Annotated in this window: 13 protein-coding genes and 2 tRNA genes; 13 read left to right on the forward strand and 2 right to left on the reverse strand. The window is 63.1% G+C overall.

Annotation, left to right across the window (positions count from 1 at the left end; translation table 11 throughout):
- From ispG to CEW83_RS19120, 12 genes are all read left to right on the forward strand, one after another.
- Complete coding sequence (gene ispG / locus CEW83_RS19065; protein WP_108950769.1) at positions 1-1,248, forward strand: flavodoxin-dependent (E)-4-hydroxy-3-methylbut-2-enyl-diphosphate synthase; 1,248 nt, start codon at positions 1-3, stop codon at positions 1,246-1,248.
- 45 nt (positions 1,249-1,293) lie between these two features.
- On the forward strand, positions 1,294-2,604 hold the full coding sequence (gene hisS, locus CEW83_RS19070) for a histidine--tRNA ligase (RefSeq protein ID WP_108950770.1): 1,311 nt from the start codon (positions 1,294-1,296) through the stop codon (positions 2,602-2,604).
- Positions 2,591-3,235, forward strand: coding sequence for a YfgM family protein (locus CEW83_RS19075; RefSeq protein ID WP_108950771.1), 645 nt, complete (start codon positions 2,591-2,593; stop codon positions 3,233-3,235). The genes hisS and CEW83_RS19075 overlap by 14 nt, the downstream gene beginning before the upstream one ends.
- 3 nt (positions 3,236-3,238) lie before the next feature.
- Complete coding sequence (bamB, locus tag CEW83_RS19080; RefSeq protein ID WP_108950772.1) at positions 3,239-4,381, forward strand: outer membrane protein assembly factor BamB; 1,143 nt, start codon at positions 3,239-3,241, stop codon at positions 4,379-4,381.
- A gap of 15 nt (positions 4,382-4,396) precedes the next feature.
- The gene (der, locus tag CEW83_RS19085) at positions 4,397-5,725 is read left to right on the forward strand and encodes a ribosome biogenesis GTPase Der (protein WP_108950773.1); all 1,329 of its coding nucleotides are present in this window, start codon (positions 4,397-4,399) and stop codon (positions 5,723-5,725) included.
- A gap of 108 nt (positions 5,726-5,833) precedes the next feature.
- On the forward strand, positions 5,834-6,079 hold the full coding sequence (hfq, locus tag CEW83_RS19090; RefSeq protein ID WP_108950774.1) for an RNA chaperone Hfq: 246 nt from the start codon (positions 5,834-5,836) through the stop codon (positions 6,077-6,079).
- Between the two features lie 54 nt (positions 6,080-6,133).
- Complete coding sequence (gene hflX, locus CEW83_RS19095; protein WP_108951530.1) at positions 6,134-7,279, forward strand: ribosome rescue GTPase HflX; 1,146 nt, start codon at positions 6,134-6,136, stop codon at positions 7,277-7,279.
- A gap of 14 nt (positions 7,280-7,293) precedes the next feature.
- Entirely contained in the window at positions 7,294-8,556 is a 1,263-nt protein-coding gene (gene hflK, locus CEW83_RS19100) for an FtsH protease activity modulator HflK (protein WP_108950775.1), read from the forward strand.
- Complete coding sequence (hflC, locus tag CEW83_RS19105; RefSeq protein ID WP_108950776.1) at positions 8,556-9,437, forward strand: protease modulator HflC; 882 nt, start codon at positions 8,556-8,558, stop codon at positions 9,435-9,437. Before hflK ends, hflC begins: the two co-directional genes overlap by 1 nt.
- A gap of 6 nt (positions 9,438-9,443) precedes the next feature.
- Positions 9,444-9,629, forward strand: coding sequence for a DUF2065 domain-containing protein (locus CEW83_RS19110; RefSeq protein ID WP_108950777.1), 186 nt, complete (start codon positions 9,444-9,446; stop codon positions 9,627-9,629).
- Between the two features lie 7 nt (positions 9,630-9,636).
- Positions 9,637-10,791, forward strand: coding sequence for an ATP phosphoribosyltransferase regulatory subunit (locus CEW83_RS19115; RefSeq protein ID WP_108950778.1), 1,155 nt, complete (start codon positions 9,637-9,639; stop codon positions 10,789-10,791).
- A gap of 4 nt (positions 10,792-10,795) precedes the next feature.
- Complete coding sequence (locus CEW83_RS19120) at positions 10,796-12,106, forward strand: adenylosuccinate synthase (protein ID WP_108950779.1); 1,311 nt, start codon at positions 10,796-10,798, stop codon at positions 12,104-12,106.
- 104 nt (positions 12,107-12,210) lie between these two features.
- Here CEW83_RS19120 and CEW83_RS19125 read toward each other — a convergent pair.
- Together CEW83_RS19125 and CEW83_RS19130 are read right to left on the reverse strand one after the other, a co-directional pair.
- Positions 12,211-12,295, reverse strand: a tRNA-Leu gene (locus CEW83_RS19125).
- A 192-nt stretch (positions 12,296-12,487) separates the two neighbouring features.
- A tRNA-Leu gene (locus CEW83_RS19130) sits at positions 12,488-12,572 on the reverse strand.
- A 38-nt stretch (positions 12,573-12,610) separates the two neighbouring features.
- Here CEW83_RS19130 and rnr point away from each other — a divergent pair.
- Entirely contained in the window at positions 12,611-15,121 is a 2,511-nt protein-coding gene (gene rnr, locus CEW83_RS19135; RefSeq protein WP_234418909.1) for a ribonuclease R, read from the forward strand.
- Positions 15,122-15,159: the final 38 nt, after the last annotated feature.

The raw sequence follows: 15,159 nt of genomic DNA on the forward strand, positions 1-15,159 counted from the left end.
ATGACGCAATCCAGCCCGATTTCCGCGCCCTCCCCACGCCGCTGCACGCGCCTGGTCCGTATCGGACAGGTTGCCGTGGGCGCAGGGGCTCCGGTGGTGGTGCAGTCGATGACCAACACCGACACCGCCGACGTTCTCGGTACCGCGATGCAGGTGGCCGAACTCGCCCGCGCCGGCTCCGAGATGGTTCGCATCACGGTAAACAACGAAGAGGCCGCACGTGCGGTGCCGCATATCCGCGACCGCTTGCTGGCGCTGAACATGGATGTGCCGCTGGTGGGCGATTTCCACTACAACGGCCATACGCTGCTGTCGAAGCACCCCGCCTGCGCCGAGGCGCTGGCCAAGCTGCGTATCAACCCCGGCAACGTTGGTGCGGGCAGCAAGCGCGATCCGCAGTTCGCTGCCATCGTCGAGATTGCGTGCAAGTACGACAAGCCGGTGCGCATCGGCGTCAACTGGGGCAGTCTCGACCAGTCAGTGCTGGCGCGGATCATGGACGAGAACGCGACGCGTGCCGAGCCGCGCGACGCTGGTGCGGTCATGCGCGAGGCGCTCGTGGTGTCTGCGCTCGAATCGGCCGCGAAGGCCGAGGAATATGGTCTGGCGGGCGATCGCATCATTCTGTCGGCCAAGGTGTCGAGCGTGCAGGACCTCATTGCCGTGTATCGCGACCTCGCCGTGCGCTGCGACTATCCGCTGCACCTCGGGCTGACCGAGGCCGGCATGGGGAGCAAGGGCATCGTTGGCTCCACCGCCGCGCTGGCCGTGCTGCTGCAGGAAGGTATCGGCGACACCATCCGCATCTCGCTCACCCCCGAGCCCGGCGGCAGCCGCACCCAGGAAGTGGTGGTGGCGCAGGAGATCCTGCAGACCATGGGTCTGCGTGCGTTCACGCCGATGGTCACGGCCTGTCCCGGCTGCGGACGTACGACCAGCACCTTCTTCCAGGAGCTGGCATCAGGCATTCAGAACTACGTGCGCGAACAGATGCCGACCTGGCGTGACCAGTACGACGGCGTCGAGAACATGACGCTCGCGGTGATGGGCTGCGTGGTCAATGGTCCGGGCGAAAGCAAGCATGCCAACATCGGTATCTCGCTGCCCGGTACCGGTGAAACGCCGGCTGCTCCGGTCTTTGTTGACGGGCAGAAGACGGTTACCCTGCGTGGCGACAATATCGCCGCCGAATTCAAGGCGATCGTGGACGATTACGTCGCCACCCGCTACACCCGCAAGGCCGGTTGAACGCCGGCCCCGACAAGAACAAGACAACGACAAGCAGAATCATCAATGAGTCAGACCTTGCAGGCCGTACGCGGGATGAACGACATCCTGCCCGACGAGGCCGAAATCTGGGAACACTTCGAAGACATCGTGCGCGACTGGTTGCGCAGCTACGGCTACCGCCCGATCCGCATGCCGATCGTCGAGCCGACGCCGCTGTTCAAGCGCGCCATCGGCGAAGTGACCGATATCGTCGAGAAGGAAATGTATTCGTTCGAGGACGCGCTCAACGGGGAACACCTCACGCTGCGCCCCGAGGGCACCGCGTCCTGCGTGCGTGCCGCGATCCAGCACAACCTGGTGGCGTCTGGCGGCCCGCAGCGCCTGTACTACCACGGCCCGATGTTCCGTCACGAACGTCCGCAGAAAGGCCGTTACCGGCAGTTTCACCAGATCGGCATCGAAGCCCTCGGCTTTGCCGGTCCGGATATCGATGCCGAGCACATCATCATGTGTGCCCGCTTGTGGGACGATCTCGGGCTCGAAGATGTCCGGCTCGAGATCAACTCGCTGGGCTCGGCAGAAGAGCGTGCCCTGCACCGTGCGGCGCTGATCACGTATCTGGAACAGCATCAGGATCGCCTGGACGAGGATGGCAAGCGTCGCCTGTACTCCAATCCGCTGCGCATCCTCGATACCAAGAATCCCGACCTGCAGGACATCGTCGAGGCCGCGCCGAAGCTGGCTGACTATCTCGGCGACGAGTCGCGCGAGCACTTCGAAGCCGTGCAGGTGCTGCTCAAGGACGCCGGTATTCCGTACCGGATCAATCATCGGCTGGTACGGGGCCTCGATTACTACAACCGCACCGTGTTCGAGTGGGTCACTACCCGGCTGGGCGCGCAGGGCACCATCTGTGCCGGTGGCCGCTACGACGGACTGGTCAGCCAGCTCGGCGGAAAGCCCCAGCCTGCAGCCGGTTTTGCCATGGGGGTCGAGCGCCTGCTCGCCTTGTGGAAGGAATGCGGCGGCGAGGCCGAGCGCGTGGTGCCCGATGTTTACGTCGTGCACATGGGTGACGAAGCGCGGCGCCTGGCCTTCCGCGCTGCCGAGGCGCTGCGTGGTCACGGCTTTGCGGCGACGCTGCACTGTGGTGGCGGCAGCTTCAAGTCGCAGATGAAAAAGGCCGACGGCAGCGGTGCTGCGGTCGCGCTCGTGATCGGTGAGGACGAGGCTGCGGCGGGTGAAGTGGGCGTTAAGCCCTTGCGCGGACGCGGTGCGCAGCAACGTGTAGCACTGGACCTGCTGGCTGAGACAGTGGCAGAGGTCCTGTTTAACGAACAAGGCGACGAAGGGGCTGACAATGGCGGTGTATGACCTGGAAGAGCAGGAGCAGATTTCCGAACTGAAGGCCTGGTGGGCGCAGTATGGCAAGCTGGTGACGACGATTGCGGTGGTGGCTGCGCTGGCATCGGTCGGCTGGCAGGCTTGGCAGTGGTACTCCAACAAGACTGCGGCTGAAGCCGGTGCCGTCTACTACAGCCTGCAGCAGGCCGCGGCCGAGCAGGATGCGCAGAAGGCACGTGATGCAGCCGGACGTCTGATCGGCGACTACGGCGGCACCGCCTACGCTCAGCTCGGCGCCTTGCTTTCCGCCTCGGTGCAGTTTGCCAAGGGCGATCTGGACAATGCCCGCTCGCAGCTCGAGTGGGCCGCGGATGAAGGCAAGGACCCCGCATTGCGTGAGCTTGCGCGTCTGCGTCTCGCAGCCGTGCTGTTGCAGCAGGACGCGGCCGACAAGGCCCTGGCGCGGCTGCAGCCGGTTCCTGACAGTGCGTACAAGGCCCGTTTCGAAGATCTGCGCGGTGATGCGCTTGCCGCCCAGGGCAAGCCGGCCGAGGCCCGCGTTGCCTATCAGGCCGCGATCGATGCGCTGGCTACCGCTGGCGAAGAGGCGGTGACCCTGCGCGAGGTGGTGCGCATCAAACTTGAATCGCTGGAAGGTTGAGCCATGAAATTTTCATCCCTGCGCACCGTGCCGCTGTTGGGCGCATTTGTGTTGCTTGCCGGTTGTTCTTCGCTGAATCCTTTCGCAAGCAGCGCGCCCAAGCCCGCGGAGCTCGTCGACTTCAAGCCGACTGCCGGACTGCGTGTGGTCTGGCAAGCGAGTATTGGTGAGTCCGGTCCCTATGTGTTCCATCCCGCCGTCGTGGGTGACAGTGTCTATGCGGCTGCCACCGATGGTGATGTTGCCCGCTTCGAGGCAGGGCGGGCAGTGTGGCGTGCCGACGCCGACACCGACCTGTCTGCCGGCGTCGGCAGCGACGGCAAGCTTGCCGTGGTGGTGACGGTTTCGGGTGTGGCAATTGCCTACGATGCGGCCAACGGTTCGGAGCGCTGGCGCGCACCGATTGGTGCCGAAGTGCTGGCGCCGCCGGCGGTCAACGACGATGTGGTGGTGTTGCGTGGTTCCGATCACCGTCTGATCGCGCTCAATGCGCGTGACGGCAGCAAGCGCTGGGTCTATCAGCGCAACAACCCGCCGCTTGCCCTGCGCTCCTACGCGGGCGTGGTGCTCGAGGGCGGCGTGGCTCTCGCCGGCTTCCCGGGCGGCAAGATGGTCGCGGTGAACCTCGCCAACGGCGGCGCGCTGTGGGAGTTGAGCGTGGCTTCGCCGCGTGGCTCAACCGAACTCGAGCGCGTTGCTGACGTGGCCGGAACGCCAGTCATCGGCCGGCGCGAAGTGTGCGCAGTGACCTATCAGGGGCGGGCCGCCTGCTTTGACGGCAGCAACGGCAATGCCCTGTGGTCGCGCGAGTTCTCGAGCAGCGTCGGCATGGATCGCGACGCCCGCTTCGCGATCATTACGGATGACCACGATGCGGTGAACGCGCTCGATGTCTATAGTGGTGCAAGCATGTGGAAGCAGGATGCACTGCTTCGGCGGGCGGTGTCGCGCCCCCTCATCGTCGGCGACTATGTCGTTGTCGGCGATGGCCAAGGATATATCCATCTGCTCAGTCGTGAGGACGGTGCCTTTGTGGCCCGTGACCGCGCCGACAGCAGCCCGGTGGTCGCTGATCTGCGACTGCTGGGCAGTGGTTTTGTGGTTCAGACGCGCGATGGCGATATTGTCGCCTACGACGTGCGTTAAGTCGGAATACGCTCAGTGAAACCTACCATCGTCCTCGTCGGCCGTCCCAATGTGGGCAAGTCGACCCTGTTCAACCGGCTGACCCGCACGCGTGATGCGCTGGTGGCCGATCAGCCCGGCCTCACCCGCGATCGCCACTACGGCATCGGGCGCGTCGGCGATCGTGACTACCTCGTCGTCGATACGGCCGGTTTCGATCCGGTCGCCAAGGACGGCATCATGCACGAAATGGCACGGCAGGCCGAGCAGGCAATCGCTGAGGCCGACGTGCTCCTGTTCCTGGTGGACGGTCGCGCAGGGCGTACGCCCCACGACGAGCAGATCGCGGCGCGCCTGCGCCGCTCCGGGCGTCCGGTGCACCTCGTGGTCAACAAGGCCGAAGGTCTGGAGCGCTCGCTCGCGTCGGCGGATTTTCACGCGCTTGGCTTTGGCGCGCCCTTGCCTGTGTCCGCGGCTCATGGCGATGGCATCAAGCAGCTCATCGATCTCGTGCTCGCGCCCTTTCCGCTGGACGATGATCCCCAGTCAAGCGAGGACAGTGGACCGGCGGTCGCCATCGTCGGCCGTCCCAACGTCGGCAAGTCCACGCTGGTCAATACCCTGATCGGGGAAGAGCGCGTGATCGCGTTCGACTTGCCGGGCACGACCCGTGACGCAATCGCGATACCGTTCGAGCGCGGTGGCAAGAACTACACCCTGATCGATACCGCAGGTCTGCGCCGTCGTGGCCGCGTGTTCGAAGCGGTTGAAAAGTTCTCGGTGATCAAGACCTTGCAAGCCATCCAGGAGGCGAACGTCGCCGTGCTGGTGCTGGATGCATCGCAGGATATTTCGGACCAGGATGCGCATATCGCCGGTTTCGTGCTGGAAGCAGGGCGGGCGCTCGTTGTTGCGATCAACAAGTGGGATGCCGTCGACGATTATCAGCGCGACCAGCTCAAGCAGGAGATCACGCGCAAGCTGGGCTTCCTGTCGTTCGCCCGCTTTCACCAGATCTCCGCGCTCAGGTCCGATGGCGTGGGCGGGCTGCTGAAGTCGGTCGATGCTGCATATGCCGCGGCGATGTCGAATCTGTCGACGCCGCAGCTGACCCGGATCATGCAGGCCGCCATCGCCAAGCAGGCGCCGCCGCGACATGGCACGTCGCGCCCGAAGCTGCGCTATGCCCACCAGGGCGGCATGAACCCGCCGATCATCGTGATCCACGGAAATTCGCTGGAGAATCTGCCAACGTCATATGTGCGCTACCTTGAGCGTGCCTTCATGGAAGCATTCAAGCTGCAGGGTACCCCCTTGCGCATCCAGTTCCGTACTGCGCACAATCCGTATGCGACCAAGGCCTGACTGGCAAAATCCTTGTATCCACACCTGGATTTGGCCGCATACTGTCATGTGGCGGTGCAGCAATAAATCCTATACATTCTTATAAACACAAAATATCGAGGTTCCACAATGAGTAATAAAGGGCAACTTCTACAAGACCCGTTCCTGAACACCCTGCGCCGTGAGCATGTCCCGGTTTCGATCTATCTCGTGAACGGCATCAAGCTGCAGGGCCAGATCGAATCCTTCGATCAGTACGTCGTACTGCTCAAGAATACCGTCACGCAGATGGTTTACAAGCACGCCATCTCCACCGTCGTACCCGCCCGTCCGGTGACCATTCAGCAGCAGGAGCCGGGCGAGGGCGCCAACTGATTTCCCTCCCGTTTTTGCTGAAGGGCCTGAACCTGTCCGCTGGGGTTGCGCACGATGTTTGAGCGTCCCGGAAGTGGCGAGCGGGCCGTTCTCGTTCAGCTCGACCTGCGCCAGGGGGCGTTCGACGAGCGCCTGTCCGAGCTGAAGCTGTTGGCAATGAGTGCTGGCGCCAGCGTGGAGGCGGTCGTCACCGGCCGTCGTGCCGCACCGGATCCGGCGCTGTTTGCCGGGCGCGGCAAGGTCGAGGAGATCGCCGAGGCGCTGCGTGCGAATGAGGCCGATCTCGTCATCTTCAATCACGCCCTGTCGCCCGGCCAGCAAAGAAACCTTGAGCGTGCGCTGCAGCATCGCGTCGTCGATCGCACTGCGCTGATCCTCGACATCTTTGCCATGCGCGCGCGCAGTCACGAGGGCAAGCTGCAGGTCGAGCTCGCCCAGCTCAGCCATCTCGCGACCCGTCTGGTGCGGGGCTGGACCCACCTTGAGCGGCAAAAGGGCGGTATCGGTTTGCGTGGACCAGGGGAGACGCAGCTCGAAACCGACCGTCGCCTGCTCGGTACCCGCGTGAAAATGCTCAAGCTGCGCTTGAAGCAGATCGAGAAGCAGCGTCGTACCCGTCGCCGTGCGCGCGATCGCCGGGATGTACTGTCGGTGTCCCTGGTGGGGTACACGAACGCGGGAAAGTCCACGCTTTTCAATGCATTGACCAAGGCTGGCGGCTATGCCGCAGACCAGCTTTTCGCCACGCTCGACACCACTTCGCGCAGACTTTTTGTCGGCACGGGGAACGTCGTGCTGTCGGATACGGTCGGATTCATCCGTGACCTGCCGCATGCGCTTGTTGCTGCGTTCAAGGCGACACTCGAGGAAACGGCCCAGGCAGACCTTCTGCTTCATGTGGTCGATTCGGCGAGTGAAGACCGTGACGCGCAGATTGCGGCAGTAAACGACGTGCTGTCGGAGATCGGCGCTGCTGAAGTGCCGCAGATTCTGGTGTGGAACAAGATTGATCTGACCCACGCCGGGGCGGCAGTCGAGCGGGATGACTGTGATAGAATCAGGCGCGTTTTTTTGAGCGCAAGAACCGGCGAAGGGCTGGATCTGATTCGCGCTGCGCTGGCCGAGGCCGCGCAAGAGGCAGTTGCACCCGAACTAGAACAGCAAGCTGACTCCGTCAATAACTTTCCATTGCAACAGTGATAACAGGCATTCTCATGTCACTCAACGATCCACGCTGGGGTAACCGCGGAAACGACGGTGATCGCGGCGAAGGCAATCGCGGCGGTAACCAGGGACCTCCTGATCTAGAGGAAGTCTGGCGCGATTTCAATCAACGTCTTTCCGGCATGTTCGGCGGCAAACGCAACGGGCGCAACAACGGCTCGGGCGGTGGCGGCGATGGTGGCGGCGGCGACGGCCCGCAGCTCCCAAATTTCTCCTTCAAGCAGTTCGGCGGCGGCATCGGTGCCTTGCTGGCGCTGGTCGTGGTCGTATGGCTTGCGAGCGGCTTCTACACCGTGGATGCCAACCAGCGCGGCGTGGTCCTGCGTCTGGGCAAGTTCACCGAAACTACCGATCCTGGTCTGCGCTGGCGTTTGCCGGCACCGATCGAGACGCACGAGATCGTCGACTTGACCGGCGTGCGTACGGTGGAGGTCGGCTATCGCGGCTCCGAACGTAACAAGGCGCTGCGCGAAGCACTGATGCTGACCGATGACGAAAACATCATCAGCATCCAGTTCGCGGTCCAGTACGTGCTCAAGAGCCCCGAGAACTACGTCTTCAACAACCGCTTCCCGGACGAGGCTGTCGCTCAGGTTGCCGAAACCGGCATGCGCGAGATCGTCGGCAAGAGCCGCATGGACTTCGTGCTGTACGAGGGGCGTGAAGAGATCGCTGCGACGGCGCAGGAGCTGATGCAGGGCATTCTCGACCGCTACGAGACCGGCATCCAGATCAGCCGTGTGACAATGCAGAACGCTCAGCCGCCCGAGCAGGTTCAGGCTTCGTTCGACGATGCCGTCAAGGCCGGTCAGGACCGCGAGCGCCAGAAGAACGAAGGTGAGGCCTACGCCAACGACGTCATTCCGCGTGCCCGTGGTACTGCCTCGCGTTTGCTGGAAGAGGCTGATGCCTACCGCGAGCGTGTCATCGCAAACGCCGAGGGTGAGGCGAGTCGCTTTGATCAGGTGTTTACCGAGTTCAAGCGTGCGCCCGAAGTGACGCGTGAGCGCATGTACCTCGAAACGATGCAGCAGGTGCTGGCCAGTACCAGCAAGGTCATGATCGATGCCAAGGGCAACGGGAACATGCTGTTCCTGCCGCTGGACAAGATCATGCAGCAGGCTGGCACGATCGCGCCTGCTGTTGTGAATGACCCGCAGGTGACCCTGCCTGCAGCAACCAATGCACCGGCCGGCAGCCTGGACCCGCGTAGTCGCGACCTGCTGCGCAGCCGTGAGCGGGGAGAGCGTTGATGCGTGACAAGATGTCTCTGATTGGCGGCGTGCTGCTGTTCCTCGCAGCCGTTGCCTCGATGTCGCTCTTTACGGTCGATCAGCGTCAGTTCGCGATCGTGTTCCAGCTTGGTGAAGTGAAGGACGTCATCAGCGAGCCCGGCCTGAACGTGAAGTTGCCGCTGATCCAGAACGTGCGTTACTTCGACAAGCGCATCCTGACCATGGATACGCCCGAGCCCGAGCGTTTCATTACGTCCGAGAAGAAGAACGTGCTGGTCGATCACTTCGTGAAATGGCGCATCATCGATCCGCGTCTGTACTACGAGTCGGTGGCGGGCGATGAAGCGCGTGCGCGCATTCGACTGACACAGACCGTCAATGCGGGTTTGCGTGAAGAGTTCGGTAAGCGCACGGTGCACGACGTGGTGTCCGGTGCGCGTGACCAGATCATGGAAGACATGCGGGCCAAGGCAGACCAGGATGCGCGCAAGATCGGCGCCCAGATCATCGACGTGCGTCTGAAGCGGGTCGATCTGCCGTCGGAAGTGTCCGAGTCGGTCTATCGCCGGATGGAAGCGGAGCGGAAGCGGGTTGCCAACGAACTGCGTTCGCAGGGTGCCGCCGAAGCCGAGAAGATCCGTGCAGATGCAGACCGTCAGCGTGAGGTGATCATCGCCGAAGCCTATCGTGATGCGCAGCGGACCAAGGGTGCAGGTGATGCCAAGGCGACGGCGATCTATGCCGAAGCCTTTGGTCAGAGTCCGGAGTTCTACTCCTTCTACCGCAGTCTGGAGGCCTACCGCGCCAGCTTCTCGGGCAAGGATGACGTGATGGTTGTCGATCCGAGTTCGGACTTCTTCAAGTTCATGAAGAACTCCAAGGGGACCGGGCGGAACTGATCTCCAATGGGTGCTACCCTGCTGACGGCCTTCGCGCTGATGTTGATCATCGAAGGCATCGTCCCTTTCGTCGCGCCAGCAACCTGGCGCGAAACCTTTTTACGTCTCGCCCGCATGGCTGACGGTCAGATCCGCTTTATCGGTCTGTCGTCGATGCTGGCGGGGCTGATCCTGTTGTACGTCTTTGGTTGAGCCTTTCATGCGCTGGGTATTGCCCGATCACATACAGGACGCGTTGCCGTCCGAAGCCGACAAGCTAGAAGGCCTGCGCCGCAAGCTGCTCGACGCTTTCCGCCTGCGCGGTTACCAGCAGGTCATGCCGCCGCTGCTTGAGTATCTCGATTCGCTTACCACCGGCGCCGGCCGCGACCTGCGTCTGCGTACCTATCAGCTGGTCGACCAGTTGTCGGGCAGAACGATGGGGGTGCGCGCGGACATGACGCCTCAGGTCACGCGTATCGACTCCCATCTGCTCAATCGTCAGGGTGTGACGCGCCTGTGTTACTGCGGCAGCGTGCTGCATACCTTGCCGTCGACGTTGACCGCGACCCGCGAGCCGCTGCAACTCGGCGCCGAGCTTTACGGTCACGCCGGAATGGAAGCCGACATCGAGGTGTTGCGCCTGCTGGCCGAGGTGATGCGCCTGGCCGACGTGCCTGCGACTCGCATCGACATCGGGCATGTGGGCCTGTTCCATGCGCTTGCCGGGCGTGCCGGACTGGTGCCGGGGCGCGAGGAGATGCTGTTCGATCTCCTGCAGAGCAAGGATGTCCCCGGGCTGCGCGAGATGCTGGTCGATGTTGCCGAGCCGGTGCGCAGCGCACTGCTGATGCTGCCCGAGCTCTATGGCGGGCCGGAAGTGATTGAGCTGGCTGCTGCCCGTCTGCCCAAGGATGCCGAGATTGCTGCCGCGCTCGACGATCTGCGTCAGTTGGCGGTTGCGCTTGCCGATCTGCCGATCAGTTTCGATCTGGCCGATTTGCGTGGCTATCATTACCACAGCGGTGTCGTGTTCGCGGCCTACGGTGGTGGATCGCCTGCAGCGCTGGCGCTGGGCGGGCGGTATGACCGTGTGGCGGAAGCCTTCGGGCGCGCCCGGCCGGCGACCGGATTCAGTCTCGATCTGCGCGAGCTGGCCTTGCGTCTGCCTGACCCCGAAGCGATCGGTGCCATTCTTGCGCCACATGCGCAGGATGCGGCGCTGCTGACCGAAATTGCCGTCCTGCGAGAGCAGGGCGAAATCGTCGTGACCACATTGCCGGGTCACGATGGAACCTGGAACGAAGCCGGATGCGACCGGCAGCTTGTGATGCGGGGAGGCCGGTGGACGGTCGAGCCGCTTCAGGGAGAGTAAATAGATGTCGAAGAACGTGGTGGTTGTCGGTACCCAGTGGGGCGACGAGGGCAAGGGCAAGATCGTTGACTGGCTGACCGATCACGCCCAGGGCGTGGTCCGCTTTCAGGGCGGGCACAATGCCGGTCACACCTTGGTGATCGGTGAAAAGGAATACAAGCTCAACCTGGTGCCGTCGGGCATCGTGCGCGAGGGCGTGGCCTGTTATATCGGCAATGGTGTGGTGCTGGACGTTCACCACCTGCTGTCCGAGATCGCAACGCTCGAGGCGGGTGGCATCAAGGTGCGTGAGCGCCTGCGCATCAGCCCGGGATGCCCGCTGATTCTTGGTTATCACTCGGCGCTGGATCGCGCCCGTGAGGCAAGGAAATCCGCGTGCGACAAGATCGGCACGACTGGCAAGGGTATCGGGCCGACCTATGAAGACAAGGTCGCACGCCGCGCACTGCGGGTGTATGACCTGTTCGATCGTGAGCGTTTCGCCGAGAAGCTCAAGAGCAACCTCGAATATCACAACTTCGTGCTGACCCAGCATCTCGGCGCCGATGCGGTCGATTTTCAGACCGTCTTCGACGAAGCGATGCGCGACGCAGAGAAGATCCTGCCGATGGTCGCCGACGTCTCGGCCGAGCTGTATGCGGTCAACAAGAATGGTGGCAGCCTGCTGTTCGAAGGGGCCCAGGGTACGCTGCTCGACATCGATCACGGGACTTACCCGTTCGTGACCTCGAGCAACTGCGTGGCCGGCCAGGCAGCAGCGGGTTCCGGCGTGGGTCCGGGCCGTCTGCACTATGTGCTGGGTATTACCAAGGCCTATTGCACCCGCGTCGGTGGCGGTCCGTTCCCGACCGAGCTCGATATCGACACCAAGGGTGTGCCGGGCGAGCAGATGTCGACCAAGGGGCGTGAGTTCGGCACCGTGACCGGGCGCAAGCGCCGCTGCGGCTGGCTCGATCTGGCTGCCCTCAAGCGTTCGATCATCATCAACGGCGTGACGGGTCTGTGCATCACCAAGCTCGACGTGCTCGACGGTCTGCCGGAGCTCAAGCTGTGTACCGGTTACATGCTTGACGGAAAGCGTATCGATCTGCTGCCAATGGGTTCCGAAGAGGTGACCAGCTGCGAGCCGATCTACGAAACCATGGCAGGGTGGAGTGGCACGACTTTTGGTGCTCAGAGCTGGGATGCGCTGCCGCAGGAGGCACGTGCCTATCTGCACCGCATCGAAGAGATCTGCGAAGTGCCGATCGACGTGATTTCGACCGGTCCCGAGCGTGACGAGACCATTCTGCGTCGTCATCCCTTTGGTGCCTGAAAGTACTGAGCGTGAAGCTGGCCGCAAGGCTGGCTTCACCGGATGTTTGCTTCCGGTGCGCAGAAAAGAAAAAAGCCGACACAAGGTCGGCTTTTCTTTGAAACTGGTGCCCAGAAGAGGACTCGAACCTCCACGCCTCGCAGCGCTAGTACCTGAAACTAGTGCGTCTACCAATTCCGCCATCTGGGCAGGGAGGCGCATTATAGCCGGGTCTTTTCATGGATGGAAGGCCAGCGTCGAAAATTTTTCCCGGGTCGTGAATTCGACGAAGAAGACTGCACGTCGAGGCGGACTGGCAAAGCTGCCAGTCGATTTTCCCGTACGCGCTTGCGTACAATACAAACAAAAAAGCCGCTCCGAAGAGCGGCTTTCCTGCGAAACTGGTGCCCAGAAGAGGACTCGAACCTCCACGCCTCGCAGCGCTAGTACCTGAAACTAGTGCGTCTACCAATTCCGCCATCTGGGCAAGAGCCGCGCATTATAAGCACTTAAAGAAGAAAGTCAATGACCAGAAACACCAAAAAAACCAATGCCGTTCCCGAAGCCGCTGTTGAAGCACCCAAGGCCGGGCGACGCAGAAGCAGCCGTGCCAAGGGGCCGAGCGCAATTCGTCGTGCCGACCCGTTCTTCGAGCGCGAATCGCTCAAATACGAGCTCCCCTTGCCCAGCCGCGAATACATCGAACAGATCCTGGTTGATCAGGGCGTGCCGATGTCTTTCGACGATCTCGCCCGTGCGCTCGACATCACCGCCGACGAGCTGGAGCATTTCGACCGCCGTCTGCGCGCGATGCAGCGTGACGGCCAGCTGGTGCGCAACCGGCGCGACGCCTATCTGATCCCGGACAAGGCCGACCTGATCCGCGGCAAGGTGGAGGGTCACCCGGACGGCTTCGGTTTCCTGCGCCGTGATGACGGCGGCCCCGACATCTTCCTCGGGCCTAAGGACATGCGCGAGGTGCTGCACGGCGACCGCGTGATTGTCCGCATTGCCGGGCAGGACCGCCGCGGCAGGCCAGAGGGCAAGATTGTCGAGATCCTTGAGCGCGCCAACGCGCGCGTCGTCGGACGTGTGCTGAATGAGCATGGTGTCCTCCTGGTGGTGCCGGAGAACAAGCGTCTCGCTCAGGACATCCTGGTGGCGCCAGGCGGCAAGAAGCCGACGCCGGGCCAGGTGGTGACGGTCGAACTGATCGAACAGCCGACCAAGTTTGCGCAGCCCATCGGTCGCGTGGTCGAGGTGCTCGGGAACTATGCCGACCCCGGCATGGAGATCGAGATCGCCTTGCGCAAGCACGACCTGCCCTATGAATTCTCGTCCGAGACCAAGGCGGAGACGCGCAAGCTGCCGCTCAAGGTGCGCAAGAAGGATTGGGTTGGCAGGGAGGACATCACCGGCCTGCCGCTTGTCACCATCGATGGCGAGACTGCGCGCGACTTCGACGACGCGGTGTATTGCGAACGCCAGGGGCGCGGCTTCCGGCTGATCGTGGCGATTGCCGACGTTTCCGCCTACGTCGAAACCGGCAGCGCGCTCGACAAGGACGCCTACGACCGTGGCAACTCGGTCTACTTCCCGCGCCGCGTCATCCCGATGCTGCCGGAGAAGCTTTCCAACGGACTGTGCTCGCTCAACCCCCAGGTCGAGCGTCTGTGCATGGTCGCGGACATGAGCATCTCGATGACCGGGGTGGTGAAGGCCTACCGCTTCTATCCGGCCGTGATGTTCTCTCACGCGCGCCTGACCTACACCAAGGTCGCTGCGGCGCTGTACGAACAGGACGCTGCGGCGCTGGAAGAGGTCGGTGGCTTGCTGCCCCAGTTGCAGAACCTCGACAAGCTGTTCCGGGTGCTGCTCAAGGCGCGCGCCAAGCGCGGTGCGATCGACTTCGAGACCACCGAGACACGGATGATCTTCGACGAGGGCGGCAAGATCGAGCGCATCGTGCCCGAGGTGCGCAACGACGCCCACCGCCTGATCGAGGAATGCATGCTCGCGGCCAACGTCTGCGCGTCCGATTTTCTGCAGGAGCGCAACCAGGCCGCACTGTATCGGGTGCATGAAGGCCCCACGCCGGAAAAGCTCGAAAAGCTGCGCGGATTCCTGTCCGAGTTCGGCATGGGCATTGGTGGCGGGGACGAACCTCGCGCCAAGGATTACGCAGCGCTGCTGGACAAGGTCAAGGAACGGCCGGATGCCCAGCTGCTGCAGACCGTGATGCTGCGCTCGCTGCGTCAGGCGGTGTACAGCCCGGACAATCTCGGTCACTTTGGCCTCGCCTACGACGCCTACACCCACTTCACGTCGCCCATCCGGCGCTATCCGGACCTGCTGGTGCACCGTGCCATCAAGGCCGCGCTCAAGAGCGACAGCTACCAGCCCGGCGACTGGGACGAGATTGGTGCGCACTGCTCGAGCACCGAGCGCCGTGCCGACGAGGCGACCCGCGATGTCGTGTCCTGGCTCAAGTGCTATTACATGCAGGATCGCGTCGGCGAGGAATTTTCCGGGAGCGTATCGGCAGTGGTACCCTTCGGCCTCTTCGTCGCGCTGGACGATATCTTCATCGAGGGCCTGGTGCACATCTCGGACCTCGGTAGTGATTACTTCCACTTCGACGAGACGCGTCACGAGCTGGCGGGAGAGCGCACCAACGCGCGCTTCAGGCTGTCGGACAGGGTGCGGGTACAGCTGGTGCGGGTGGATCTGGAAACCAACAAGATCGACTTCCGCCTGATCGAAGGCGTAAGCCGGCCGACCGAGCGCAGCGGCAAGACCGCCCGTGACCATGCGCCTGTGGATGCGGGGTCTGCAGCACCGACCCGGCGCAAGGGGCGCAGTGCTTCCGAGCCGGCGCCGCGCCCGGCCGCCGAGCGTGCCCCGGCTTCACGTGCAGGGCGTGGCAGCAAGCCCAAGGCAGCGGTCCGCACCGAAGCACCCGCAGCACGTAAATCAAAACCGAAGGCCGCAGCAGCGGCGGCAACATCAAAGAAGAAAGGCAAGCGTCGTGGCTAAACCCCCCTCCCGTTCCGGCTCCCGATCACGTCCCAGCG

Origin of the sequence: Parazoarcus communis (genome assembly GCF_003111645.1) — a bacterium.
Taxonomy (GTDB): Bacteria; Pseudomonadota; Gammaproteobacteria; order Burkholderiales; family Rhodocyclaceae; genus Parazoarcus; species Parazoarcus communis_A.

Coding starts and splice junctions, on each gene's coding strand:
- bamB (WP_108950772.1), top strand. CDS start 3,239: ATGAAATTTTCATCCCTGCGCACCGTGCCGCTGTTGGGCGCATTTGTG.
- hflK (WP_108950775.1), top strand. CDS start 7,294: ATGTCACTCAACGATCCACGCTGGGGTAACCGCGGAAACGACGGTGAT.
- CEW83_RS19115 (WP_108950778.1), top strand. CDS start 9,637: ATGCGCTGGGTATTGCCCGATCACATACAGGACGCGTTGCCGTCCGAA.
- hflX (WP_108951530.1), top strand. CDS start 6,134: ATGTTTGAGCGTCCCGGAAGTGGCGAGCGGGCCGTTCTCGTTCAGCTC.
- CEW83_RS19110 (WP_108950777.1), top strand. CDS start 9,444: ATGGGTGCTACCCTGCTGACGGCCTTCGCGCTGATGTTGATCATCGAA.
- ispG (WP_108950769.1), top strand. CDS start 1: ATGACGCAATCCAGCCCGATTTCCGCGCCCTCCCCACGCCGCTGCACG.
- CEW83_RS19120 (WP_108950779.1), top strand. CDS start 10,796: ATGTCGAAGAACGTGGTGGTTGTCGGTACCCAGTGGGGCGACGAGGGC.
- hflC (WP_108950776.1), top strand. CDS start 8,556: ATGCGTGACAAGATGTCTCTGATTGGCGGCGTGCTGCTGTTCCTCGCA.
- CEW83_RS19075 (WP_108950771.1), top strand. CDS start 2,591: ATGGCGGTGTATGACCTGGAAGAGCAGGAGCAGATTTCCGAACTGAAG.
- rnr (WP_234418909.1), top strand. CDS start 12,611: ATGACCAGAAACACCAAAAAAACCAATGCCGTTCCCGAAGCCGCTGTT.
- hisS (WP_108950770.1), top strand. CDS start 1,294: ATGAGTCAGACCTTGCAGGCCGTACGCGGGATGAACGACATCCTGCCC.
- hfq (WP_108950774.1), top strand. CDS start 5,834: ATGAGTAATAAAGGGCAACTTCTACAAGACCCGTTCCTGAACACCCTG.